Origin of the sequence: Asanoa ferruginea (genome assembly GCF_003387075.1) — a bacterium.
Taxonomy (GTDB): Bacteria; Actinomycetota; Actinomycetes; order Mycobacteriales; family Micromonosporaceae; genus Asanoa; species Asanoa ferruginea.
In genome coordinates, this window is sequence record NZ_QUMQ01000001.1 from 4,919,379 (window position 1) to 4,944,477 (window position 25,099).

General features: G+C 70.8%; 22 protein-coding genes. 14 read left to right on the forward strand and 8 right to left on the reverse strand.

Annotation, left to right across the window (positions count from 1 at the left end):
- Positions 1-379 precede the first annotated feature (379 nt).
- Together DFJ67_RS23185 and DFJ67_RS23190 are read right to left on the reverse strand one after the other, a co-directional pair.
- Entirely contained in the window at positions 380-1,465 is a 1,086-nt protein-coding gene (locus DFJ67_RS23185; RefSeq protein ID WP_116069926.1) for a winged helix DNA-binding domain-containing protein, read from the reverse strand.
- A gap of 95 nt (positions 1,466-1,560) precedes the next feature.
- Positions 1,561-3,720 (reverse strand): elongation factor G-like protein EF-G2, encoded by a 2,160-nt coding sequence (locus DFJ67_RS23190; RefSeq protein WP_116069927.1) that lies wholly within the window; start codon positions 3,718-3,720, stop codon positions 1,561-1,563.
- 163 nt (positions 3,721-3,883) lie between these two features.
- Between DFJ67_RS23190 and pgsA the strand changes: the two genes are divergently transcribed.
- Genes pgsA through DFJ67_RS23205 form a run of 3 tightly spaced genes read left to right on the forward strand, consistent with a single transcriptional unit; the run spans position 3,884 to position 6,595 of the window.
- On the forward strand, positions 3,884-4,534 hold the full coding sequence (pgsA, locus tag DFJ67_RS23195) for a phosphatidylinositol phosphate synthase (protein WP_116069928.1): 651 nt from the start codon (positions 3,884-3,886) through the stop codon (positions 4,532-4,534).
- Positions 4,531-5,433 carry a phosphatidylinositol mannoside acyltransferase gene (locus tag DFJ67_RS23200; protein WP_116069929.1) on the forward strand — a complete coding sequence of 301 codons (903 nt, stop codon included), beginning with the start codon at positions 4,531-4,533 and terminating at the stop codon, positions 5,431-5,433. Before pgsA ends, DFJ67_RS23200 begins: the two co-directional genes overlap by 4 nt.
- A 13-nt stretch (positions 5,434-5,446) precedes the next feature.
- On the forward strand, positions 5,447-6,595 hold the full coding sequence (locus tag DFJ67_RS23205; protein ID WP_116069930.1) for a glycosyltransferase family 4 protein: 1,149 nt from the start codon (positions 5,447-5,449) through the stop codon (positions 6,593-6,595).
- Here DFJ67_RS23205 and DFJ67_RS23210 read toward each other — a convergent pair.
- Positions 6,592-7,242 carry a GOLPH3/VPS74 family protein gene (locus DFJ67_RS23210; protein WP_116069931.1) on the reverse strand — a complete coding sequence of 217 codons (651 nt, stop codon included), beginning with the start codon at positions 7,240-7,242 and terminating at the stop codon, positions 6,592-6,594. The genes DFJ67_RS23205 and DFJ67_RS23210 overlap by 4 nt on opposite strands.
- A 224-nt stretch (positions 7,243-7,466) precedes the next feature.
- On the opposite strand from DFJ67_RS23210, the gene DFJ67_RS23215 reads away from it, so the two are divergent.
- From DFJ67_RS23215 to DFJ67_RS23245, 6 genes are all read left to right on the forward strand, one after another.
- Positions 7,467-8,009, forward strand: coding sequence for a hypothetical protein (locus DFJ67_RS23215; protein WP_239097646.1), 543 nt, complete (start codon positions 7,467-7,469; stop codon positions 8,007-8,009).
- Between the two features lie 509 nt (positions 8,010-8,518).
- The gene (gene pdxS / locus DFJ67_RS23220) at positions 8,519-9,427 is read left to right on the forward strand and encodes a pyridoxal 5'-phosphate synthase lyase subunit PdxS (RefSeq protein ID WP_116076576.1); all 909 of its coding nucleotides are present in this window, start codon (positions 8,519-8,521) and stop codon (positions 9,425-9,427) included.
- A complete protein-coding gene (gene pdxT / locus DFJ67_RS23225; protein WP_116069932.1) occupies positions 9,424-10,044 on the forward strand; it encodes a pyridoxal 5'-phosphate synthase glutaminase subunit PdxT in 621 nt (206 codons plus the stop codon). Before pdxS ends, pdxT begins: the two co-directional genes overlap by 4 nt.
- Before the next feature lie 838 nt (positions 10,045-10,882).
- Entirely contained in the window at positions 10,883-11,635 is a 753-nt protein-coding gene (locus DFJ67_RS23235) for a YebC/PmpR family DNA-binding transcriptional regulator (RefSeq protein ID WP_116069934.1), read from the forward strand.
- 134 nt (positions 11,636-11,769) lie between these two features.
- Positions 11,770-13,359 (forward strand): alpha-amylase family glycosyl hydrolase, encoded by a 1,590-nt coding sequence (locus DFJ67_RS23240; RefSeq protein ID WP_116069935.1) that lies wholly within the window; start codon positions 11,770-11,772, stop codon positions 13,357-13,359.
- A gap of 67 nt (positions 13,360-13,426) precedes the next feature.
- Complete coding sequence (locus DFJ67_RS23245; RefSeq protein WP_116069936.1) at positions 13,427-14,455, forward strand: aminotransferase class V-fold PLP-dependent enzyme; 1,029 nt, start codon at positions 13,427-13,429, stop codon at positions 14,453-14,455.
- Between the two features lie 411 nt (positions 14,456-14,866).
- On the opposite strand, the gene DFJ67_RS23250 is transcribed toward DFJ67_RS23245, so the two are convergent.
- Together DFJ67_RS23250 and DFJ67_RS23255 are read right to left on the reverse strand one after the other, a co-directional pair.
- Entirely contained in the window at positions 14,867-15,469 is a 603-nt protein-coding gene (locus tag DFJ67_RS23250) for a TetR/AcrR family transcriptional regulator (RefSeq protein ID WP_203784375.1), read from the reverse strand.
- A gap of 20 nt (positions 15,470-15,489) precedes the next feature.
- Positions 15,490-17,064: a DHA2 family efflux MFS transporter permease subunit gene (locus DFJ67_RS23255; RefSeq protein ID WP_116069938.1), complete on the reverse strand. Its 1,575-nt coding sequence runs from the start codon at positions 17,062-17,064 to the stop codon at positions 15,490-15,492.
- 189 nt (positions 17,065-17,253) lie between these two features.
- On the opposite strand from DFJ67_RS23255, the gene DFJ67_RS23260 reads away from it, so the two are divergent.
- Positions 17,254-17,835, forward strand: a complete 582-nt coding sequence (locus DFJ67_RS23260) for a hypothetical protein (RefSeq protein WP_147315575.1) — start codon at positions 17,254-17,256, stop codon at positions 17,833-17,835.
- Here DFJ67_RS23260 and DFJ67_RS23265 read toward each other — a convergent pair.
- The 3 genes from DFJ67_RS23265 to metG all read right to left on the reverse strand — a co-directional run bounded on the left by DFJ67_RS23265 (position 17,826) and on the right by metG (position 22,112).
- Positions 17,826-19,718: a helix-turn-helix domain-containing protein gene (locus tag DFJ67_RS23265; protein WP_239097590.1), complete on the reverse strand. Its 1,893-nt coding sequence runs from the start codon at positions 19,716-19,718 to the stop codon at positions 17,826-17,828. The genes DFJ67_RS23260 and DFJ67_RS23265 overlap by 10 nt on opposite strands.
- A gap of 5 nt (positions 19,719-19,723) precedes the next feature.
- Entirely contained in the window at positions 19,724-20,506 is a 783-nt protein-coding gene (locus tag DFJ67_RS23270; RefSeq protein ID WP_116069941.1) for a 3-hydroxybutyrate dehydrogenase, read from the reverse strand.
- 67 nt (positions 20,507-20,573) lie between these two features.
- The gene (gene metG, locus DFJ67_RS23275) at positions 20,574-22,112 is read right to left on the reverse strand and encodes a methionine--tRNA ligase (protein ID WP_116076578.1); all 1,539 of its coding nucleotides are present in this window, start codon (positions 22,110-22,112) and stop codon (positions 20,574-20,576) included.
- Between the two features lie 111 nt (positions 22,113-22,223).
- Between metG and ruvC the strand changes: the two genes are divergently transcribed.
- From ruvC to yajC, 4 genes are all read left to right on the forward strand, one after another.
- Positions 22,224-22,751, forward strand: coding sequence for a crossover junction endodeoxyribonuclease RuvC (gene ruvC / locus DFJ67_RS23280; RefSeq protein ID WP_170215937.1), 528 nt, complete (start codon positions 22,224-22,226; stop codon positions 22,749-22,751).
- The gene (ruvA, locus tag DFJ67_RS23285; protein ID WP_116069942.1) at positions 22,748-23,347 is read left to right on the forward strand and encodes a Holliday junction branch migration protein RuvA; all 600 of its coding nucleotides are present in this window, start codon (positions 22,748-22,750) and stop codon (positions 23,345-23,347) included. The genes ruvC and ruvA overlap by 4 nt, the downstream gene beginning before the upstream one ends.
- A complete protein-coding gene (ruvB, locus tag DFJ67_RS23290) occupies positions 23,344-24,393 on the forward strand; it encodes a Holliday junction branch migration DNA helicase RuvB (protein ID WP_116069943.1) in 1,050 nt (349 codons plus the stop codon). Before ruvA ends, ruvB begins: the two co-directional genes overlap by 4 nt.
- A 136-nt stretch (positions 24,394-24,529) precedes the next feature.
- Positions 24,530-24,895, forward strand: coding sequence for a preprotein translocase subunit YajC (yajC, locus tag DFJ67_RS23295; RefSeq protein WP_116069944.1), 366 nt, complete (start codon positions 24,530-24,532; stop codon positions 24,893-24,895).
- Positions 24,896-25,099: the final 204 nt, after the last annotated feature.

A 25,099-nucleotide genomic window follows, 5' to 3' on the forward strand; every position in this document is an offset into this window, starting at 1 on the left:
AGGGCAAGACCGGGCGCGGCGGTGGCGCCGGTTTCGGTTGGGCGCGGCGCGCGGTTGTGAGGGCAAGACCGGGCGCGGCGGTGGCGCCGGTTTCGGTTGGGCGCGGTGCGCGGTTGTGAGGGCAAGACCGGCGCGGCGGTGGCGCCGGCGGGGGTTGGGCGCCTCGCGCGGTTGTGAGGGCAAGACGCGCGGGGGCAGAGGCGGCCTGGTTGTGGGGCCGTGCGTGGTCGTGAGCGCAAGACCAAGGCAAGGCGGTAGAACCGCCAACACCTCTGAACCCGCCCGCGGACGCGGCAACAGTGGCAGGGCCGTTGCCGGTCAGGCCGACACGCGCTCGCACGGCGCACGAAGAGGGACTACCTCGCCGTGCGACGGGCGATCAGACGAACGAAACGGTCACTGGCAACCCCGCGAAGGCTTCGTAGCGGTCGATTTCAGCCTTCAGGGCCTCGCGTTGCCGGGTGGTTGGGTCGACCAGCAGGTCGATCTCCACGGCGATCCGTTTTGGCGCCGCCTTGCGGCGCCAGAAGGCGCCGATCTGGCCGTCGAAGGCGATCGGGTGGAACATCATGTTTTCCGTGTATTGGCCGGGCTTCGCCGAGGCGCCTGCCAGGTTGTAGGCGAACTTCGTGTCGCTGTAGGCGACCACGTATTCGTCGTAGCCCTGCAACAGCGCCGCCGGCGGTGGGGGAGCGGGCGGCGGGGCGTCGGCCGCGGACCACAGCGTGCGGCCGTTGACCTCGGCACTGGTCAGGGCCGCGCCGCAGGCGGCGATGCCGCGTTTGATCTCGGCCACCGTCAGGCTCGACCACCACGCGAAGTCTTTGATCGTTGCCGGCCCGTGGCTGGTGAAGTAGCGGCGGGTCAGCTCCGCCAGCCCTTCCTTCGGATCGAGCCGCCGAGGCGCCGGCACCCGCTCCTCGACCAGCGCGTAGGTGTGTTGCTTCCCGCGCTGCACACCGTTGGCGATCAGCCCGTCGAGCTCGGCGAACATCACCACGTAGGCCAGCTTGTTGCCGGTGGCGGAGAAGCCGGCGTCGGCCAGGGCGGCGGAAAGCTCGTTGCGGGTCAGGTGATTGCCACCGCGCAGGGCGTCGGTGATCACCTTGGTGGTGGCCGCGACGGTGGCCGCGTCGAGGCCGTGCATGCGGTTGTAGTGGCCGTTGAAGACGTGCACCCGATGCGCGGTCACCGCCTGGATCCAGCCCAGCTCCTCGCCGAGCACGAAGTGCCAGGTCGGCCGGAGGATGTGGGTGCGCAGGATGGTGCCGTCGTCGAGCAACCGCTGCACGTCGGCGTCGGTGACACCGGGCGCGCACCGTTGGCCCAGCGACCACTTGGCCACGGCATATTCCTGGGCCTGCACGCAACCCAGCCGGCGCACCGCCGCCACCGGGTCGGCGCACGCGGGACCGGCGAGGTGCTGCTGGTGCAGCCGCCGCGGCCCGATCTCCGACGCTTCCATGGGACAGAGTCTAGGAAGGACCACCGACAAGAAATGAGCGGCGCGGCGGCCAGGACGAAGCCGCCGCGCCGACCAAGACCAAGCCGGCCAGAGCCTCAGTGCGCCGCGTGCTCCTTGCGCACCGCCTCAGCGAGATGGCTGGGCATCGGCTCGTACCGCGCGAACGTGCGCGCGAACGTGCCCGCCCCCGAGGTCATCGAGCGCAGCTCGACGGCATAGCGCACCAGCTCGGTCGCCGGCACCTCCGCGCGGACCAGGGTGCGTTCGACGCCGACCTGGTCGGGCTCGGTGCCGAGCACCCGCCCGCGCCGGCTCGACATGTCTGACATCACCGCGCCGACGTAGGCGTCGGGGATCCGGATGATGATCTCGTCGACCGGCTCCAGCAGGGTCACCAGGCCCTTCTCCGCCGCGTCCTTGAGCGCCATCTGGCCGGCCGTCTGGAACGCCGCGTCCGACGAGTCGACGCTGTGCGCCTTGCCGTCGGTCAGGGTCACCTTGAGGTCGACGACCGGGTAGCCGGCCACTATCCCGCGCTCCATCAGGGCGCGCACGCCCTTCTCCACGGACGGGATGTAGTTGTGCGGCACCGCGCCACCGACCACCTTGTCGGCGAACTCGAAGCCGGAACCGCGCTCCAGCGGCTCGACCTCGATGTCGCAGACGGCGTATTGGCCGTGGCCGCCGGACTGCTTCACGTGCCGGCCATGGCCCTTGGCACCGGCGACGAACGTCTCGCGCAGCGCGACGCGTACGGGCTCGGTCTCGATCTCCGCCCCTCCGCCGCGCAACCGGTCGAGCACGACGTCGGCGTGTGCCTCGCCCATGCACCAGAGGACCATCTGATGCGTCTCCGGGTTGCGCTCCAGGCGCATGGTCGGGTCGCCGGCCACCAGCCGGCCGAGGTTCTTGGCCAGGGTGTCCTCATCGGACCGGGTCTTCGCCACGACGGCGACCGGCAGCAGCGGCTCCGGCATCTCCCACGGCGACATCAGCAGCGGCTCGTCCTTCGACGAGATCGTGTCGCCGGTCTCGGCACTGCCCGACTTGGTGATCGCGCAGATGTCGCCGGCGATGCACTCGGAGATCTCGCGCAGCGCCGAACCCAGCGGCGAGTAGATGTGTGCGATCCGCTCGTCGGAGTCGTGGTCGGGGTGGCCGCGCTGCTCCATGCCGTGGCCGGAGATATGCACGACCGCCTCTGGGCGCAGCGTGCCGGAGAAGACCCGCACCAGCGAGACCCGGCCGACGTGCCGGTCGACCGTCGTCTTGACCACCTCGGCCACCAGCGGGCCGTTGGGGTCGCAGGTCAGCGGCGGGCGCGGCGAGCCGTCGACGCCGGTGACCACCGGCAGGTCGTGCTCGAGCGGCGACGGGAACGCGGCGGTCAGCACCTCGAGCAAGGCGTCGATGCCGACCTTGCTCTCGGCGCAGATCGGGATCACCGGGTAGAAGTGTCCCCGGGCGACCGCGGTCTCCAGGTCGTTGATGAGCACCTCGGTGTCGATCTGCTCGCCCTCGAGGTAACGCTCCATCAGCGTCTCGTCTTCGCTCTCGGCGATGATCCCCTCGATCAGTTCGTTGCGCGCCTCGGCGATCGCCGGCAGGTGCTCGGGATCGGGGTCGCGCACCTCGGGCGGATAGCCGTTGCTGTAGTCGAACACCCGCTGCGTGATCAGGCCGAGCAGGCCGACGGTCGAGACGCCGTCGTCGCCGAGCATGGGCAGATACAACGGGAGTACGTTGTCGCCGAACACCCGCTGGCACAGCGCGACCGTCTCGTCGAAGTCGGCGCGCTGGTGGTCGAGGCGGGTCACCGCGACGGCGCGCGGCATGCCGACGCTCGCGCATTCCTCCCACAGCGCCGCGGTCGCCGCGTCCATCCCGTCGGCGGCCGGCACCACGAACAGCGCCGCGTCGGCGGCACGCAACCCGGCGCGCAACTCACCGACGAAGTCGGCGTAGCCGGGGCTGTCGAGCAGGTTGACCTTCACGCCGTCGTGGAGGAACGGCGCCGCGGCGAGAGTGACCGACCGCTGCTGTTTGACCGCGGCCGGGTCGTGATCACAGGTCGTGGTGCCCTCGGTCACCGAACCGGCGCGACTGATCGCTCCGGTCGCGGCCAGCAGTGCTTCGGCGAGGGTCGTCTTTCCCGACCCGGAATGCCCGACGAGCACCACGTTGCGAACCCTGCCGGGCTCATCCACCACCGGCGCGGGGCCGGTGACTCCCTTCTCCTGAGCCTTCTGAGCCATGGGGACCTCCCTGGGTGAGCTAGCTCACGTCATCTTCCGATCCCACACCCGCAACCCGCCGTACACAACCCCGACGCTAAAGGTGAGGGAGTGACGGACGACCCGCCCGGGAACAGCGGGCACCGTATCGTCCGGGCCACGGCACCGTTATCGTGGGACCGCCATGGCGAAGATCTTCCAGGTGTCAGCGCGGGCCGCGATGGCCCACGTCATCGAACCCGTTGCCCGGCGACTGATCGCTTGGGGTGTTACCCCCAATCAGGTCACAGTCGCGGGGACCGTCGGCGTGCTCGGCGGATCCATCGGTCTGGGTGCTCAAGGGTTCCTTGTCGCCGGTGCGCTGGTCGTCACGTTCTTCGCGTTGGTCGACCTGGTCGACGGCACGATGGCGCGGCTCAGCGGCGGCTCGACGCGCTTCGGCGCGTTGCTCGACTCGACGATGGACCGGATCGCCGACGGCGCGGTGGTCGGCACGGTGATCTACATCCTGGCCCAGCGACACGACCAGTGGGGCGTGGTCGGCGGCATCATCTGCCTGGTCACCGGGGCGGTCGTGTCGTATGTGAAGGCCCGCGCCGAGGGCCTGGGCCTGAAAGCCAACGTCGGCATCGCCGAACGCGCCGAGCGGCTGATCATCATCGGCATCGGCGGCCTGCTGAGCGGTTTCGGCCTCGAATGGGGGTTGGCGGCGGCCGTCTGGTTCCTCGCCGCCGTTTCGGTGATCACGATCTGGCAACGCATGGCGTACGTGTACAAGCAGGCGGAAGCGGCCGACGCGGCAGACCGTGCCCGGGCCGCCGAGGCGGGATCGTGAACGCCGCAGACCTGGGTTACGCGGCAGGCTGGGCGCTGGTTCGCGGGATGCCGGAGCCGGTCGCCCGCGGCCTGTTCAATCGCGCCGCCGGCTATGCGCACCGCAAGAACGGCCCGGGTACTCAGCGACTGCGCGGCAACCTGCGCCGGGTGGTCGGTCCGGAGATGCCCGACGAAGAGCTGGACGCGCTCACCTTGGCCGGGCTGCGTTCGTACGCCCGCTATTGGAAGGAAGCCTTTCGTCTTCCCTCCCGCAGCCACCAGCAGCACCTCGACGACTTCCAGGTCGGCAACGTCGACATGTTGAAGAAGTTGCTCAGCGAGGGCGGCGTCATCATGGCGCTCAACCACTCGGGCAACTGGGACGTCGCCGGTGCCTGGGTGACCGCCAACGGCTGGCAGCTCGTCACGGTCGCCGAGCGACTCAAGCCGGAGTCGGTCTACAAGCGGTTCGTCGAATACCGGGAGGGCATGGGCTTCGAAATCATCCCGGCGACCGGTGGCGAGCGACCCCCGTTCGACATCCTGGCCGAGAAGCTGCGTGGCGGTGCCGTGATCCCGCTGCTGGCCGACCGTGACCTGTCCAAGCGCGGTGTCGAGGTCGAGTTCTTCGGCGGGCGCACCCGGATGGCGCCCGGTCCGGCGTTGCTCGCGATCCAGACGGGTCTGCCGTTGCTGGTGATCGACGTCTGGTACGACGAGAAGTCGACCCGGGGCTACATCAACCCGCCGCTGGAGATACCCGGCCCGGAAACGGGAACGCTGCGGGAAAGGGTCGCGGTGGTGACCCAGCGGATGGCCACCGGCTTCGAGGCGGCGATCGCCCGCCACCCGCAGGACTGGCACATGCTCCAGCGGGTCTGGCTCGACAAGCCGGCGCCGCCGACAGCGGAGGCCTGAGGAGGTGGGCAGGATGCGGATCGGCATCGTCAGCCCATACTCCTTCGACGTGCCGGGCGGCGTGCAGAACCACATCCTCGACCTCGCCGAGGCCCTGATCGGCCTGGGCCACGAGGTGAGCGTGCTGGCACCGGCCGACGACGAGGCCGACCTTCCCCCGTTCGTGGTTCCCGCCGGTCGCTCGGTCCGCTTTCCCTACAACGGTTCGGTGGCCCGGATCACCTTCGGCCCGGTCTCCAGCGCCCGGGTCCGCCGCTGGCTGGCCCGCGGCGATTTCGACGTGCTGCACGTGCACGAACCGCTGGCGCTGAGCCTGTCGATGCTCGCGGTGCTCAACAGCCGCGGCCCGGTGGTGGCGACGTTCCACACGGCGATGACCCGGTCGCGCGCGCTGTCGGTCGCGCAGGGCGTGCTGCGCCTGGTGCTCGAACGCATCACGGCCCGGATCGCGGTCAGCGAGTTGGCCCGCAAGGTCCAGGTGGAGCACCTCGACGGCGGCGCGGTCGAGATCCCCAACGGGGTGACGGTCGCGCGCTATGCCGGTGCGACCCCATTGGACGGATGGCCGGGCACCGGTGGTTCGCTGGGCTTTCTCGGCCGGTTTACCGAGCAGCGCAAGGGTTTCCCGGTGCTGCGCGACGCGTTCGTCGCCTTGGCGGCCTCGCGGCCCGGGCTGCGCCTGCTGGTCGCCGGGCCCGGCGACCTCGACGACCTGCTGGAGGGGATCCCGCATGCGCTGCGGGACCGGGTTACCTACCTAGGTCTGGTGTCCGAGCAGGACAAGGCCCGGATGCTGCGCAGCGTCGACCTCTATGTCGCACCCAACATCGGCGGCGAGTCGTTCGGGATGATTTTGACCGAGGCGATGGCCGCGGGTACGGCGGTGGTGGCCAGCGACCTCGACGCGTTCCGCCGCGTCCTGGACGGAGGCCGGGCCGGCCGCCTGGTCCCGACGGGCGACGCGGTCGCGCTGCGCGACACGCTGGCGTCCCTTCTGGACGATCCACCCGGCCGGGCGGCGCTGGTGGAGAACGCGAACTCCGTCGTGGCCGGTTACGACTGGCCGGTGGTCGCCCTCCGGGTCCTCGAGGTCTACGCGGCCGCGATCGAGGCCACCGACGGCCGGGTCATCGACGTGGAGTGGTCCGAGCCGCGGCCCTAATTGCTGCCGGTCATGAACATCGTGGTGATCGCGATGATCGACACCTGGACCTCGTCGAGCAGCGTGCGCACGGCCGCCGCCGGCCACGGGTCGGGAAGCGCCGCCAGCCGCCGCTCGATGTCGCCACGCGCGACGCCGGGAAAGGCCGACGCGGTCAGCCCCGCGGCGAGGGCGAGCGTGGCCAACGCGTGGGTGCGGGCATCGGCGGGCGCGCCCGCCAACAGCGCGGCCAGCCGGCCACGGGTCTCGGTCTCCGGCGCCGGCTCGCCACCGTTGGTCGACGGAAAGCGGGTGCTCGGCACCAGCAACACCCGATGCCGCTCGCGCCGCAACACCCCGCGGTCGATCAGCCGGTCGAGGACGACGTCGCGCAACCCGCTGCGGAGCCCGTCGAGCAGCTCATCCGGGGTGGCGTCGCGGCCGTAGCTCGCGATGGCCCGCAGCCCGTGGTCGAGCACGGGGTCGCCGGTCGGGCCGGGTTGGTCGACGCGGACCCGCCCGCGGTCGAGGCGGACCCGGCCGGCTGCGGCGAGTTCGACCAGGACCGCACCGGCGAGCCCGTAGTCGAGGGTGCCGGAGTCGGAGGTCGGCGTGCCGTCGTCTTCGTAGCCCAGCAGCAGGAGCTCCTCGGCCAGATTGACGCTCATGTGTCCATGGTAGAGGCTGGCCTCCACTGTGTACGGCGCCGTGACTGGTGTTGTCTGCGCACACGATTGAGGCGCCCGTGGCGCGGGTCACATCGGGGCGATTTCTTCCGACGGTGGGCAAAGCGAGCTGACCTGCACGGACACCCCTGTTGTCACGGTCGGTAACCGGCGGATCCCAATGGTGACATGATCCCTGCCCACGCCCTCGCATTACGATGCGCAGCATGTGGTGGGTCGTAGTCGTGGTCGTCGCCGTGACGGTGCTGGCCACCTACCTGACGTGGACGGCGCAGCGGGTGGACCGCCTGCACGACCGCTCCGCGGCCGCCGCACGCTCGCTCGACGCCCACCTGATGCGCCGGGCGGCGGCGGCCGCCGTGCTGGCCGAGGACCACCAGTTCCCGGAGCTATACGCCGCGGCGCGGGCGGCTCTGGACGCGGAGGACGAGGAACGCGAGGCGGCGGAAAACGACCTGACCCGGGAACTGCGGGCGGTGCCGCTCTGGACGGACGACCCGGGCGCGGACCCGGTGATGTCGGCCAGCCGCCGGTTGGCGCTGGCCAGGCAGGTGCACAACGACCTGGCCCGCGAGGCCCACGCGGCGCGCCGGCGCCCCTTGGTGCGGATCCTGCTGCTCACCCGCCGGCACGACCGCCCGAGGTTCTTCGACATCGACGACCCGACACTGGTCCCAGCGCGCCCGATGGCCCCGATCTCCCCGGCCCCCGCAGTGGCCCCACCACCATCAGCGGGAGTGACGGGCTAACAAGCCGGCGTCAGCCCGGTCTGCGCGCCGACCGAGCCGCGGCCCATCCGTCGCCTGTGCGCCTGATGCACCGACCAATGGCCGCCCCCAAGCTAGGGGCGGGTCCCGTTGTCGGGCGTAGCCCAAAGGTCAGGATGTTCGGGCGGTGACAAGGTGGAGCGCCCAGCTGGACGAACGACCTTGTCACCGCCCGAAGATCCTGATGCCCTTGCGGAGACCGACAACGGGACCCGCCCCGGACCTCCGGCTGGGTCCCCGTAGCTCGGGTCGGGGTCCGGGGCAGCGCCCCGGTGGGGCTCCGGTCGGAGCCCCGAAGGAACTAAGCCCAACCCACGACGAACCTCCAACCCCGGCGGGAGCAACGGACCGCGCCCCAGACGAACCCGGGACCAGATCTAGATCGAGAATGGTGGTGAAGGCCACCGTGGGGTCGATTGGATATCGGGTAGGGGCCAATTCCGCATTACCCTGGCTGCGGTAAGGCGAACCTGAGAGAGGGAGTGGCCCACGTGACCGAGACCACCGAGCAGGGCAGCGGCGTGACCGGCACGTCGCGGGTCAAGCGCGGCATGGCCGAGATGCTCAAGGGCGGTGTGATCATGGATGTGGTCACCGCCGAGCAGGCCAAGATCGCTGAAGACGCGGGTGCGGTGGCGGTCATGGCGCTCGAGCGGGTGCCGGCTGACATCCGGGCGCAGGGTGGCGTGTCGCGGATGAGCGACCCCGACATGATCGACGGGATCATCAACGCCGTGTCGATTCCGGTGATGGCCAAGGCGCGGATCGGGCACTTCGTCGAGGCGCGGATCCTCCAGGCGCTCGGGGTCGACTACGTCGACGAGTCCGAGGTGCTGACGCCGGCTGACTACAGCAACCACATCGACAAGTGGGCGTTCAGCGTGCCGTTCGTGTGCGGCGCGACCAATCTCGGCGAGGCGCTGCGGCGCATTACCGAGGGCGCGGCGATGATCCGGTCGAAGGGCGAGGCCGGCACCGGCGACGTGTCCAACGCGACCACGCACATGCGCAAGATCGGTGGCGAGATCCGGCGGCTGACGTCGCTGTCGCCCGACGAGCTCTATGTCGCGGCCAAGGAGCTACAGGCGCCCTATGACCTGGTGGTCGAGATCGCCCGCACCGGCAAGCTGCCGGTCGTGCTGTTCACCGCCGGCGGCATCGCGACCCCCGCCGACGCGGCGATGATGATGCAGCTCGGCGCCGAGGGCGTGTTCGTCGGGTCGGGCATCTTCAAGTCCGGCAACCCGGCCCAGCGCGCGGCGGCGATCGTCAAGGCCACCACCTTCCACGACGACCCGGAGATGCTCGCCAAGGTCTCCCGCGGTCTCGGCGAGGCAATGGTCGGCATCAACGTCGACGAGATCCCGCAGCCGCACCGGCTCGCCGAGCGTGGCTGGTGACCGCTCGTCCCGTTGTCGGCGTGTTCGCCCTACAGGGCGACGTGCGGGAGCATGTCAGCGCGCTGACGTCGCTCGGCGTGACGGCTGTTCCGGTGCGCCGCCCGGGTGAGCTCGACGACGTCGACGGCCTGGTCATTCCCGGTGGCGAGTCGACGACGATGAGCAAGCTCTCGATCGACTTCGGCCTGTTCGACCCGATCGCGAAGCGGATCGCCGACGGGATGCCCGTCTACGGCTCGTGCGCCGGCATGATCATGCTGGCCTCGACCGTCCTCGACGGGCGTCCGGACCAGCGAAGCTTCGGCGCGATACCGATGACGGTGCGGCGCAATGCGTTCGGGCGGCAGGTGGACTCGTTCGAGGCTCCGGTCGCGGTGGCCGGCATCGAGGGGGAGCCCTTCCACGCGGTCTTCATCCGGGCGCCGTGGGTGGAGTCGGTCGGAGACGAGGTCACGGTGCTGGGTTCGATCGAGCGGGCGGGTGTCGACGGTGCGGTGGCACCGCACATCGTGGCCGTCCGGCACGGCGCGGCGCTGGCGACGTCGTTCCACCCGGAGCTGACGGGCGATCTGCGCCTGCACGAGCTGTTCGTGGGGATGGTCCGCGAAGCGGCCTGACGTGTAGATCTAGGTAAATAGATGCTGCTGGGGCTACATCTATTTACCTAGATCTCCAACGGCCTGCGACTTTCTTCGCGAATCGGGCCTGCGAGATGCACGGCGCCGTAGTACGTGATCTTGCCGGCCCGGCCGGTGGTCGGAGACGGCGACCGCCAGGGTCGACGCGGACGCGTCGCACGGGCGGCGGCCCCAGCCGCCGTCGGCCATACCCGTTGTCGCACCGCCAGCAGCGGTCCGGCCGTCGTGCGGCGCGGCTCTGGTCGTACCGCCAGTGGCGGTCCGGCCGCGTGCGGCCCGGCTCTGGTCGTACCGCCAGCGGCGGTCCGGCCCGTTGCGCGGCCCGGCTCTGGTCACACCGCCAGTAGGCGACGTTCCCCTTGGTCAACTGAACCGCCGGTAGGCCACGGTCCCCTTGGTCAACACGGCCACCGGACCGCGCGGACCGCCGCCGATGCCGATCCCACCCGCGGCGATAGCGCGGCGAAGCGGTGAGTGATCTTCGGCGGCTTGCCGTGGCGGCTGAACCGGATCGCTTCTGTCCTGGGGCCACGACCAGAATCTTGCGCCCTTTCCCACCGCGGGCCTGGCAGGGTCGGGCCCCCCCAGGGCCCGACCCGGTCCCCGGCGGGAGCGACGGTCGCGCCCACGGCGGACCCGGGACCAGATCTCGATCTCGATCTCGATCTCGATCTCGATCTTGGTCGATGGCGTTGGCTGGATCATGCTCGATTGAGGCGGCTGGGGGAGACGCATGTCTCGTCGGTAGACTTGGTGGCTTGGGCAGCCCAGCCCGCCCGTTTCCGCTGCCCATCTGGGGTTATTTCGGAGGTCATCCATGTCTGGCCACTCAAAGTGGGCGACGACCAAGCACAAGAAAGCCGTCATCGACGCCAAGCGCGGCAAGATGTTCGCCAAGCTGATCAAGAACGTCGAGGTGGCGGCGCGCACCGGTGGTGGCGATCCGGCCGGTAACCCCACGCTTTATGACGCCATCGTGAAGGCGAAGAAGTCGTCGGTGCCCAGCGACAACATCGACCGGGCGGTCAAGCGCGGTTCCGGTCTCGAGGCCGGCGGCGCCGAATACCAGACGATCATGTATGAGGGGTACGGCCCCAACGGTGTCGCCCTGCTGATCGAGTGCCTGACCGACAACCGCAACCGCGCGGCGACCGAGGTGCGCACCGCGCTGACCCGCAACGGCGGTTCGTTCGCCGACGCCGGGTCGGTGTCCTACATGTTCACGCGCAAGGGTGTCGTGATCGTGCCGAAGGCCGGGCTGGCCGAAGACGACGTGCTGCTCGCGGTGCTCGACGCGGGCGCCGAAGAGGTCAACGACCTGGGCGAGGCCTTCGAGGTGGTCTCGGAGCCGACCGACCTGGTCCCGGTCCGCACCGCGCTTCAGGATGCCGGCATCGACTACGAGTCGGCCGAGTCGTCGCTGGTCCCGAGCGTCAACGTGCCCCTCGACGAGGAAGGCGCCCGCAAGATCTTCAAGCTGATCGACGTGCTCGAAGACTGCGACGACGTGCAGAACGTGTACGCGAACTTCGACGTATCCGACGACGTCATGGCCCTGATCGACGCCTGAGTTCCCACCGTTTTCCACACAACCCGACCGCGCGGGGCTGCGCTGTCGGGTTGTGTCCGTATTGCCCCGACGTTATCCACAGTCCATAGTGGTCAGACAGCGGATCGCTCCCGCCCGCCGGTAAATTGAGCTGCGTGAACGAGCCGCGCCGCAATGGGCCTTCCTGGTTGTCCGACGCTGTCCTCTATCAGATCTATCCGCAGAGTTTCGCCGACTCCAACGGCGACGGGATCGGTGATCTCGCGGGCGTCCTCGAGCGCCTCGACTACCTGCGGTGGCTGGGTGTCGACACGGTGTGGTTCAGCCCGTGCTTCCGGTCGCCGTTCGCCGACGCGGGCTACGACGTGAGCGACTACCTCTCGATCGCGCCGCGCTATGGGACCAACGACGACCTGGTCGCGGTCACCGAGGCGGCGCGCGAGCGGGGCATCCGCATCATGCTCGACCTGGTCGCCGGGCACACCTCCGACCAGCACCCGTGGTTCCGGGCCTGGGCCGACGACCCCGACGACGACCGCTTCATCTGGTCGCCGAAGGTGGGTTCGCCGGCGGGTGCGTGGGCGCCGGCGCCGGGGAAGCGCGGCGGCTACTTCATGCTCAACTTCTATCCGTGCCAGCCGGCGCTCAACTTCGGCTACGCCCGCGACGACGCGCGTGAGCCGTGGCGGCAGGCGGTCGACGCGCCGGGTCCGCGGGCCAACCGTGAGGCGCTGCGCGAGATCATGGCCTTCTGGTTCGACCGCGGGGTGAGTGGCTTCCGGGTCGACATGGCGGCGTCGCTGGTCAAGGACGACCCCGGCTACGTGGAGACCGGCAAGCTCTGGGGCGAGATGCGGGCGTGGATCGACCGCGCCTACCCCGACAACGTGCTGATTCCAGAGTGGGGCGACCCGGCGGTCGCGGTGCCGGCCGGTTTCCACGCTGACTTCTTCCTGCATTTCCGGGGTACGGCGTTGCGGTCCCTCTGGCACCTCGGCATCGGCACGGCCGACCCGTCGTGGTCGACCGGGCCCGCTTACTTCGACGCCGAAGGACTTGGTGCGATCACCGAGTTCGTCAACCAGTGGCAGACGGCCGCCGAGGTGATCGCCGGAGCGGGGCAGATCGCGCTGCCGACGTCCAACCACGACTACGCCCGGCTGGTCACCGGCACGCGGTCGCGCGAGCACGTGGGCGCGGCCTTCGCGTTCCTGATGACGTGGCCGACGCTGCCGACGATCTACTACGGCGACGAGATTGGCATGCGCTACCTCCCCGACCTGCCCGACAAGGAGGGCAGCGTGCTGGGGCCGACGAACAATCGCACGGGGTCGCGCACCCCGATGCAGTGGGATTCCTCGCCCAACGCCGGCTTCTCGACGGCGCCGGCCGACCAGCTCTACCTGCCGATCGATCCCGATCCGGCCCGGCCGACGGTGGCCGCCCAGCGGGCCGACGAGGGGTCGCTGCTGCATCTGGTGCGCCGGTTGATCGCCCTCCGGCGGGCCACGCCCGCGCTGGGCAGCGGGGCCGCGGTCGAGGTGCTGCACTCGGGCTACCCGTTCGTCTACACGCGCGGCGGCACCCACCTGGTGGCGATCAACCCGCGGCGCGCGCCCGCGACGGCCGCGCTGCCGGCGGGGCTGGTCCGCGACAGCGTCCGCGCGCTGGAGGTGCACGGTGCCCGGCTGGGCGAGACGGAGGTGAAGATCGACGGCTTCGGGTACGGGATCTACGAGCTCTGATCGTGCCGGCCAGCACCGTGGAATTGGACCGTGTGAGCGGGGGTGATGGGGGATAGCGTCGGACAGTATGGATCTTGCTTCTGCGCAGGCGCTCTGGGAGCCCATTCCGGGCTGGCTCAACACGGCGAGCTACGGGCTGCCACCGAAGCCGGCATGGGACGCGCTGCAGTCGGCGCTCGATGACTGGCGGGTCGGCCGCACGTCGTGGGAGCCGTGGGACGAGGCGACAAAGCGGTCCCGGGCGTCCTACGCGCGGCTGATCGGGGTGCCGGTCGCCGACGTCGCGGTCGGCAGCGCGGTCTCGCAGATGGTCGCACCGATCGCGGCCGCCCTGCCGTCAGGCACTCGGGTGGTCGTGCCCGAGGGCGACTTCACCTCGATCGTGTTTCCCTGGGCGGTGCACGGGCTCGAGGTCGTGGGCGTGCCGGTCGAGAAGCTGGCCGATGCGGTCGAGCCGGGCGTCGGCGTGGTCGCGTTCAGCGTGGTGCAGTCGGCCGACGGCGCGATCGCCGCCTACGAAGAGATCGTCGCCGCGGCGCGGTCGGTCGGTGCGCTGGTGATCGTCGACGGCACGCAGGCGTGCGGCTGGTTCCCGTTCGACGGGTCGCTGGCCGACGCGGTGGTGACCGGTGGCTACAAGTGGCTGATGGGTCCGCGGGGCACGGCCTACGGCTACTACTCGCCGGCGCTGCGCGAGCGGATGACGCCGTCGGCGGCCGGCTGGTACGCCGGTGCCGACCCGCACGGCTCCTACTACGGGCTGCCGCTGCGGCTGGCCGACGACGCCCGCCGGTTCGACATCTCGCCGGCGTGGCACAGCTTCGTCGGCTGCGCGCCGGCGCTCGAACTGATCGAGGAGATCGGCGTCGGCGCGATCCACGAGCACAACGTGCGGCTGGCTGATCGGTTCCTGGCGGGGCTCGGTAAGCCGGCGGCGGGCAGCGCGATCGTCGTGGTCGACGTGCCTGATGCCGAGGCCAAGCTCGACCGCGCCGGCATCCGGGCCGCGGTGCGCGCCGGCCGGGTGCGGGCCAGCTTCCACGTCTACTCGACCGACCACGACGTCGATCTGGCCTTGGAAGCCCTGACCGGCTGAGCCCGCCGGTGCGTCTTGCCTGGACCACGCCTTGGCGCCGGGCGCGACGCGAACGCTAACGTCGCGAAGCGACGAGTGCCGCTCGGCTGCGCTTGGCCGCTCGGGCCCGGTTGGCTCGCAGGCCTGGTTGGGCCCGCGAGGGCGCGGGCTTGGGCTGCCCGCGAGGCGCGGCCTGGTTGGGCCGCGAGGGCGCGGGCTTGGGCTGCCCGCGAGGCGCGGCCTGGTTGGGCCCGCAAGGGCGCGGGCTTGGGCTGCCCGCGAGGCGCGGCCTGGTTGGGCCCGCAAGGGCGCGGGCCTGGGCTGCCCGCGAGGGCGCGGGCCTGGGCTGCCCGCGAGGCGCGGGCCTGGGCGGCGCGAGGCGCGGGCCTGGGCGGCGCGAGGCGCGGGCCTGGGCGGCCCGCAAGGGCCGGCCTATGCCGGCTTCATGCCGCCCATGAGTAGGTCGACGATCTGCTCTGGCATTTTGTCGGCGTCGAGGTCGGGGTGCCAGCGCAACACGCGCTGCACCAGGATCGGCCCGATCAGCGCCGTCATCGCCAGCTCGACATCGAGATCGGCCCGCAGCTCCCCGGCCTCGACGCCCCGCCGGAGGACCTGGCGGATCCGGTCGCGGCGGGGCTCGATGATGTCCTGGTAGGCCTGGTAGTGCTCTTCGCTCCGGGTCAGGTGCGGGATGATGCACGGCATGATCTTCGCGAAGCGTGGGTCGTGGTTGGACGGACCGACCTGGGAGAGCATCGCGACCAGGTCAACCCGGATCGACTCGCCGGTCGGCTCGGGGCCGGCGCTCTTCAGGGTGGCCAACGCGTCGTGCAGGAGGGCCTCTTTGCCGGCCCAGCGGCGATAGATCGTCGCCTTGCCGACGCCGGCCCGGGTCGCGATCGCCTCGATCGAGAGGACCTCGACCGACGTGCCCTCGGCCAGCAGGTCGAGGGTGGCGGAGATGATGGCCTCATCGACGCGGAGGCTCCGCGGACGCCCGGGCGCCCGCGGAGCTTCCTCGATGTCTGGCATGCGTTCCATTGTCGCTGACTTCAGCCGGCCGTTGCCAGTTCTCCGGCTTCCGCCTGCTCGACGGGTTGCACGTGGTCGGCGCCAGCCTGCCGGCCGGGCATCCAGATCAGCGCCGCGGCCATGCCGAACAGGAGCACAATCGCGGCCGAACCGGCCGCCCAGTGCATCGCCGTGATGAACGCGTCGTTCGCCGCCGAGACCAGGTTGCCGCCGGCCGGGCCGGCCTGGGCCGCCACGCCGTAGGCGCCAGAGATCGACTCGTCGGCCACGTCGCGCGCGCCTGGAGGCAGGGCCGTGGTGGTCGGCTCGATCTGGCCGCGGTAGACGGCAGCGAGGATCGAACCCAGGATCGCGATGCCCAGCGCGCTGGCCACCTGGCGGATCGTGTTGCTGACCGCCGAGCCGACGCCGGCCTTCTCGCGGGGGAGCGCCGACATGATCGACTCGGTGGACGGCGCCATGATGTTGGCCATGCCGACGCCCTGGATGAAGAAGACGACCAGCAGGTACCACACCGCCGTCGAGGCGTCGACGAAGATGAAGCCGACCAGCGAGAGGGCTACCAGGGCGAGACCGGTCGCGGTGACCGCCTTCGCGCCGAACTTCTGCACCGCCGCGTGGCTACGCGGGGCGAAGATGAGCTGCGCGGTCGCGAAGGGCAGGAACAGCAGGCCCGTCTGGAGCGGCGAGTAGTCGCGCACCAGTTGCAGGTAGAACGAGCTGAAGAAGAACACGCCCATCGACGCGAAGAACGTCAGGCCGATCGCGGCGATCGGGGCCGAGAACCGCGGGATCTTGAACAGCCGCACGTCGAGCGAGGGGAACGCGATCCGCGACTCGTACCAGACGAACAGCGCCAGAACGACCAGGCCGCCGCCGCCGGTGAGCAGCACCTCCGGGGTGCCGAAGCCGTCTTCGCCGCCCTTGATGATGCCGTAGGTCAGGCCGATCAGGCCGATCACCGACATCAGCACGCCGGGTGCGTCGAGGCGTCCGGGGCGCGGGTTGCGTGACTCGGGCACCAGGATCGCGACGGCGATCAGGCCGACGATCACGACCGGCACGTTGATCAGGAAGACCGAGCCCCACCAGAAGTGCTCGAGTAGCGCGCCGCCGAGGATCGGGCCGATCGCGATGGCCAGGCCGACCGCGCCGGACCAGACACCGATCGCCTTGCCGCGCTCGCGCGGGTCGAACACGTTGGAGATGATCGACAGCGTCACCGGCATGATCGCCGCGCCGCCGATGCCCATCAGCGCGCGGGCGCCGATCAACTGACCAGGATTTTGCGCGTACGCGGACAGCAGTGACGCCAGCCCGAAGAGCGCGAGCCCCACGAGCAGGAAGCGCTTGCGCCCGAACCGGTCACCCAGCACGCCGAACGAGAACAGCAACCCCGCGAACACCAGCGTGTAGGAGTTGATGGCCCATTCGAGCTCGCTCTGCGTGGCGCCGAGCCCGTGGTGGGGGTCGGCGAGGGTCCGCAGGGCGACGTTGAGAACCGTGTTGTCCAGTACGACGACGAGCAGGCTCACCACTAGGACAGCGAGGATCGCCCAGCGCCTCGGATGTCCTGTGTTGGCGGTTTGCTCCACGTCCGTCTCCCCCCGATAGATCTTCGTCTTAATTACGAAACGGCACAGGTTCGTATCGCCTGGGAACGTTACGCCGAAGAGGATGCGATACGGAACCGTCTCGTATCAAAATGTGAGGGCGGTCACGACTGGGGCTTGCGTGGCGCGTCAGTCCGGCGATGATGGTGATAGATGCGCACGGAGGATGCGGTGGAGCTCGTAACGAGGATGGAAGAAGAGGCGCCCGACGGCTACGTGTCGTTCGTCGACCGCCACCTGGTCTCGCTGCGCTTCGAGTCGGCCCAGCTCGCCGGCGACGCCTGGCACGCGGAGGAGATCTACCCCGAGGTGCTCAGCGATGTCGCCGCGCGGTGGCACCGGCTCGAGCTCCTCGCGCGATGGTTCGGCCGGCAGTCCGCGGCCGACGATTATCTGCGCCAGGTGCTGAGCACCCGGGCCAAGCGGTGGCGGGCCGAGCAGATTTACGAGGTCGAGATGGTCGTGCTCAAGGCCGACGCGGTGATCGAGCCGCTGAAAACCGAGGCGCCGAGCACCCAGAGCGCCGGTCTGGCCCGCTACAAGCGGACCGGCCCCGGGCGGAGCAGCATCGGCCTCAAGCAGGCCCGCTTCCTGAGCCCGCTGCGCCGGCCGCCGACGCCGCGGGCCGAGGCCAGCATCGCCTGGTTCCACGCCTACGAGGCCTACCGCCGCCGCAAGCGGGTCGCCGTGGTGATCGCCCTGATCGTGGTCATGGCGGCACTGATGAACCTGCGGGCGACCGGTCAGATCTGAGGGCCGCTGCGCAGCCGGTGCAGGCGCAGGGCGAGCTGCACCTCCAACGCCCGCTCCGGCTGTTGCCAGTCGGTGCCGATCAGTTGACCGACCCGCTCCAGCCGCTGGGTGACCGTGTTGACGTGCACGTGCAGCAGTTCGGCCGCCTTGGCCAGGCCGCCGCTGACACCGAAGTAGGCCTCCAGCGTGCGGACCAACGCCGTGCCCCGCTTGACGTCGTAGTCGACCACCGGCCCGATCGCCGCGGCGATGAAGCGGGCCACCTCGCCGTCGCCGGCCGCGCCGGTCGTGCCGAGCAGCAGCCCGACGAAGCCCAACTCGGCCGCCCCCGCCCCCTCGCCGACCCGGCCCAACGCGGTCAGCGCCGACAGGCACCGGTCGGCCTCCGCGAACGCCGCACCGAGCGAGGCCGGTCCGTCGGACGGCCCGCCGGCCCCGGCGGTCATCGCGCGACCGGACACCCGCGCCGCGTCCTTGGCCACCAGCCGGGCCGCGCCGCCCGGGTCGGTGCCGGGCAGCATCAGCAGGATGCGCCCGTCGCGGGCGGCCGCCAGCCCACCGCGGGACAACGCGTAGGACGTGGCCCAGGACAGCACCCGCTGCCGCCCGGCCGTGTCGTCGCCGACCGCGACCAGCACCTGCGGCGCGTCGAGGTCGACGCCGAGCCGGCGGGCCCGGGAGCGCAGTGACTCGGCGTCGCGGACGGGCCGGGAGACCAGCTCGTCGAGCAGCTCGCCGCGGACCCGGCCCTCCGCCTCGGCGACCGTGCGGCGGAACAGCAGCAGCAGCGCGGTGACCAGCGCGGCCCGTTCGAGAATCCGCTGGTCGGCGTCGACCAGTGCCGCGGTCGGGCGCAGCACCAATGCACCGAGGTCCTCGGTGCCGGCGACGACCGCCGCATACCAACTGTCGCCGCGGCGGACCGAGCGGCGTTCGGCGCGGGACGCCGCGACCGCCTCGGCCAGCGTGGTCCGGTCGGGCTCGTCGATCTCGCCGACCCGGGCCAGCTCGCGGCCGTCGGAGTCGAGGGCCAGCAGCGCGCCGCCGAGCACCTCGGTCACCGCGGCGGTCACGTCTTCGACCCCGCCGCCGCGCAGCACCAGCGCGGTCATCCGGTCATGGGCCGACGCGGCGCGCTCGACCGAGCTGCTGTGCGCCTGGATGGTGGCGTTGGCGGCGGACAGCTCGGCCAGCGCGACCCGGGTCTCGGTCAGCAGGCGGGCCGTGTCGAGGGCGACCGCGGCGTGCGCGGCCAGCGAGCCGAGCAGCGCCACCTCCTCGCGGGCGAACGGGCGCGCCGAGCGGTTGGCGGCATACAACACACCCAACGACGACGAACCCAGCCGCAGGGGTACGCCGAGGATGGCGACCAGCCCCTCCTCGCGTACCCCCGCGTCGATCTCACCGGTGTGCCGGAAGCGCTCGTCGACGTGGTAGTCGGCGGTGACATAAGGGGTGCCGGTCTGCGCGACCAGGCCGCCCAGGCCGGCACCGAGCGGGAGCCGCAGCCGCTGGAAGCGGGCCGACACGGAACCGTCGGTGACCCGCATGTAGGTGTCGCCGCGATCTTCGTCGTCGAGGGTCAGGTAGGCCACGTCGGCGCCGAGCAAGGTGCGGGCCCGGTGCACGATCGCGCGCAGCACGTCGTCGACGTCGCGCAGGCCGGCCAGGTCGGCGGCGGTGTCGACCAGCCCGGAGAGCTCCACCTCGCGCTGCCGGCGGCGTTCCAGCAGCGAGCGCACCCGCAGCGCAGCCAGTTTGGCGCGCTCGAGCTCGGCGACCTGGTCCGGCGGCAGGGCGGCGGCGCGCGCGGCCAGCAGCGGACCCTCGAACTCGACCACCGCGGCCTCCCGCGCCAGCAGTTCGAGAAACTCTCCAGTCATGGCGTTCAGCTTGCCGTCCATCCCCCGTCCATGGCGATCGAGGCCCCGGTGATGAAGGATGCCGCGGGGGTGCACAGGTATGCCAGCAGCTCCGCGACCTCCTCGGGCTCGACCAGGCGCTTGAGCGCCGAGCGGGCCAGCAGGATCGACGAGAGCACCTCCGACTCGGGGATGCCGTGGGTGCGGGCCTGGTCGGTGATCTGGCCCTCGACCAGCGGGGTCCGGACATAGCCGGGGCTGATGCAGTTGGCGGTCACCCCGTGCGGGGCGCCTTCCAGGGCGATCACTTTCGACAGGCCCTCGACGCCGTGTTTGGCAGTGACATAAGCCGACTTGTACGCCGACGCGCGCAGCCCGTGCACCGACGAGATCGTGACGACCCGGCCCCAGCCGCGCTCGTACATGTGCGGAAGCGCGCGCCGGACGAGCCGGAACGGCGCCTCCACCATGACCCGCTGTAGGGCCGCGAAGGTGTCCGGCGGGAACTCCGGCAGCGGCGCGACGTGCTGGAACCCGGCGTTGTTGACCAGCACGTCGACGTCGACGTCGACGCGTTCGAGGGCCTCGGTGTCGGTCAGGTCGAGGGTGACCGCCACGCCCCCGATCGCGGCCGCCACCTCTTCGGCGGCCGCCATGTTGCGGTCGACGACCACCACCTTCGCGCCGGCGGCCGCGAGCCGGGCCGCGCAGGCCCGCCCGATGCCACTGCCCCCGCCGGTCACCAGCGCGGTACGGCCGGTGAGGTCGAGCCGTACGACGTGGTGGTCAGCCACCCGATCTGCCGCCATGGCGCATGAATCTACGAGCGTGACGGGGTGGCGCCCATGGCGTGCCGCCACACACTGCCCCAGGGTGTTATGTGGCGGGGGCGTCGATGCGCGGGAAGATCGCGGCGGGCTTGTCGACCCGGGTGCCGGCCATGCCGTCGAGCCAACCGCCGGCCGTGAGCCGCCGGTCGGCCGGCTGGCCCAGCGCCGCGAGGATCTCCGTGGCGGCGTCGGGCAGGAACGGGCGCAGCAGCACGCCGAGGGCGCGGACCGCCGCCGCGGTTTGGAGCAGGCACGTGTCGAGCCGCTCGGCATCTTCCGGGCGCTTGGCCAGGTGCCAGGGTGCGTTGTCGTCGACGTAGGCGTTGCAGCGCCCGACCAGCGTGTTGAGGTGTTGGATCGCGGTGCGGTGGTCGAAGGCCGTCATGGCGGTCTCGACGTCGCGGATCGCGGTGGCGACCGGCTCGCCGAGCCCGCTGTCGGTCGCGCCGCTCGGCACGACGCCGCCCCGGTAACGGCCGATCATGCTGGTCACCCGGCTGACCAGGTTGCCGAGGCCGTTGGCCAGGTCGGTGTTGTAGGCCGCGACGATCCGCTCCTCGGTGACGTCGCCGTCACCGAACGGTGCGAAGGTGGCGAGCAGGGCATAGCGGACGGCCCGCGCGCCGTAGCGGTCGATCAGCGCGACCGGGTCGACCGCGTTGCCGAGGCTTTTGCCCAGCTTGCGGCCGCCGGCGGTGATGTAGCCGTGCACGACCAGGTCGGTGGGTAGTGGCAGGCCGGCGGAGAGCAGCATCGCCGGCCAGTAGACGGCGTGGAACCGGATCACACCCTTGCCCATGACGTGGGTGCGGCGGTCGGCGCCGGCCCAGAACCGCTGGTAGCGCGGGTCGTCGCGGGTCCAGCCCAGGGCGTTGGTGTAGTTGGTGAGCGCGTCGATCCACACGTACATCACCTGGCTGTCGTCGCCCGGCACCGGGATGCCCCAGCCGTGTGCGCGCTGCGCCGACCGGGAGACGCTGATGTCCTGGAGGCCGGCGCGGACGAACGCGAGCACCTCGTTGCGCCGGGTTTCAGGATGGACGGTCAGCTCGCCCGATTCGAGGGATTTGAGCAAGTCCTCCTGGTAGCGGGAGAGACGGAAGAAATAGTTCTCCTCGCGTACGCGTTCGGGCTCGGTCAGATGCTCCGGGCAGTGCCCGTCGACCAGCTCGTCGGGCTCGTAGAACTGCTCGCAGCCCACGCAGTAGAGCCCCTCGTAGGCGCGCGTGTAGATGTCGCCGGCCGCGGCCATCCGCCGCCAGATCTCGGTCGCGCCCTCGAGGTGCAGCGGGTCGACGCTGGTGCGGACGAAATGGTCGGGCACACAACCCAGGCGCGCCAACAGATCCTGGAAGGCGACGACGTTGCGGGCCACGAGATCGGCGGTGGAAATGCCGGCCGATTCCGCGGCGAGCACATTCTTGAGGCTGTTCTCGTCGGAACCGGTCAGGAAGAAGACGTCGTCGAGTTGGGTGCGCATGAATCGTGCGTAGGCGTCGGTCTCGACGAACTCGAGCGCGTGACCGAGATGCGGACGCGCATTGACGTAGGGAATCGTCGTCGAAATGAAGCCGGTGTTCGCCACGCCTTCCACGCTAGTGAGGCGGGCCACCGGATTTCCGGCTCCGGTGTGTCCGCCCCGGCCGCTGTCCGCGCGGCACGTAGGGTGTCGAACACACGTACAGGGGAGGGTGTCGTGCGGGTGCTCGGCGTCGATCCGGGGCTGACGCGTTGCGGCGTCGGCGTCGTCGAAGGCGTGCCCGGTCGACCGTGCACTTTGGTCGCTTATTACGTGATCTACACCGATCCGGCCGACGACCTCGCCCTGCGCCTGCTGCACCTCGACCGCAGCCTCGGTGAGCTGGTCGCCGAGCACCAGCCGCAGAGTGTCGCGGTGGAGCGGGTGTTCAGCCAGCACAACGTGCGCACCGTGATGGGCACGGCGCAGGCCAGCGCGATCGCGGTGCTTTCCGGCGCGCGGGCCGGGCTGCCGGTGTCGACCTACACGCCGAGCGAGGTCAAGGCCGCCGTCACCGGGTCCGGCCAGGCCGAGAAGGCGCAGGTGACCGCGATGGTGACCCGGCTGCTGCGGCTCGACGCGCCGCCCAAGCCGGCCGACGCGGCCGACGCGCTGGCCCTGGCGATCTGCCACATCTGGCGGGGCGGCACCAAGGCGAAGATCGAGGAGGCGGCGGCCGCCGCGAGAAGGGGAGTGCGAAGGTGATCGCCAGCGTGAGCGGAGTTGTCGCCGCGGTGTCGCCGGACGGCGCGGTCATCGAGGTCGGCGGGGTGGGCCTGGCCGTGCAGTGCGCCCCCGGCACGATCGCCGGCCTGCGGGTGGGCCAGCCGGCCCGGCTCGCGACCAGCCTGGTCGTCCGGGAAGACTCGCTGACCCTCTACGGCTTCGCCGACGACGACGAGAAGCACCTGTTCGAGCTGCTCCAGACCGCGAGCGGGGTCGGCCCGCGGCTGGCCCAGGCCGTGCTCGCCGTGCACCACCCCGATGTCGTGCGCAAGGCGATCGCCAACGCCGACACCGCGACGCTGACCCGGGTGCCGGGCATCGGCAAGAAGGGCGCCGAGCGGCTGGTGCTGGAGCTGCGCGACCGGATCGGCCCGATCGCGATCGGCGCCGACGGTGCGGGCGGCGTGGTCGGCGCGGTCTGGCACGAGCAGGTCCGGCAGGGCCTGGTCGGGCTGGGTTGGACGGCCGCACAGGCTGACCAGGCGGTGGCCGCGGTGGCCGAGAAGGCGACCGGCACCGAGCCCGTGCCGATGCTGCTCAAGATGGCGATCCAGCTGCTCGGCCGCACGCGATGAACGAGATTTCGGCGTACGTCGCTGAAGGGGAGCAGGACGCCGAGGCGACCGTACGCCCGAAGCGTCTTTCCGAGTTCATCGCCCAGCATCGCGTCCGCGACCAGCTCGACCTGCTGCTGAAAGGCGCGATGGGCCGGGGCACGCCACCCGACCACATCCTGCTGTCGGGGCCGCCCGGCCTCGGCAAGACCACCCTGGCCAACATCGTCGCGGCCGAGCTGGGCAGTGGGATCCGGGTCACCAGCGGGCCGGCGATCGAGCGGTCCGGTGATCTTGCCGCGATCCTGACCAGCCTGGCCATGGGCGACGTGCTGTTCATCGACGAGATCCACCGGATCGCCAAGCCGGCCGAGGAGCTGCTCTACTCGGCGATGGAGGACTTCCGGGTCGACGTGGTGGTCGGCAAGGGGCCGGGCGCGACCGCGATCCCGCTCGATGTCGAGCCGTTCACCCTGGTCGGCGCCACCACCCGGTCCGGCCTGCTGACCGGCCCGATGCGCGACCGGTTCGGCTTCGTGGCCCACCTCGATTTCTACGCGGCGAGCGATCTCGAGCAACTCCTGCACCGCTCGGCGCGGATCCTGGGCGTCCCGATCACCGACGAGGGCGCCGTCGAGATCTCCGGGCGGTCGCGCGGCACGCCCCGCATCGCCAACCGGCTGCTCCGCCGGGTGCGCGACTACGCGGAGGTGCGGGCCGACGGCATGGTCACCCTGGAGACCGCCCGCGAGGCGCTCAAGGTGTACGACGTGGACGCGCTCGGCCTCGACCGGCTCGACCGGGCCGTGCTGCGGGCCCTGGTCGACTCGTTCAAGGGCGGCCCGGTGGGCCTGTCGACCCTGGCCGTTGCCGTGGGGGAGCAGCCCGACACCGTCGAAGAGGTCTGCGAGCCGTTCCTGGTCAGGGCCGGTCTGCTGGCCCGAACCCCCAGGGGCCGGGTCGCCACCGAGGCCGCCTGGCACCACCTCGGGCGCACCCCGCCGACCGGTCAGAATGCCCCGGCCGGAGGTCCCGATCTCTTCTCCGCCGAACAGCGTTTTCCGTGATCCGAAAGTAACCCGCGCGGCATTCGGCGTTCTCAGCCAGACCGACTAGACTCGCCGCGGTCCGTAGGGGACGACATTTTCTGCCGACGCCCGACGCCCCCACGTCCGGCGGAGGCCAATGGGAAGGTATTAAATCGTGCTCGCAGCAACCGCCTCCGGGGGCAGCAGCTTCCTGCCGCTCCTCCTCATCGTCGTGCTGTTCGCAGTCATGTATTTCCTCATGATCCGACCGCAGCAGAAGCGTCGCCGCGATGCCATGGCAATGCAGTCCACCCTTGGCCCCGGCGCTGAGGTCGTGACCATCGGTGGCCTCTACGGCACCGTCGTCGAGACCGACGCCGAGACCGTCACCCTCGAAGCCGCCCCCGGCGTGCACGTGAAATACGCGCGGCCGGCCGTCGCCCGGGTGATCAGCAACAAGAACGAGGTGACCGAGCCCGAGACCGCGTCGGCCCCCGCCGCGGAGACGATCACCTCGCCGATCCAGCCCGCCAAGGACTGATCACACATAGCTGACCCGGGGTCGGCAGACATCCCCCAGCGACCCCGGCATAACCTGGCGCCTGTAGACCGGTAACGCCCCCCGTTTCGATTGACTTTGATGGATAATCGCGCCGGCTCCGTCCCACAGGGTCGGCGCATCACGCCCTGTCCGGCGTGACCACTGCTTCGACCCGCGCCGACGCACCCGCGACGGCCCCCAGCA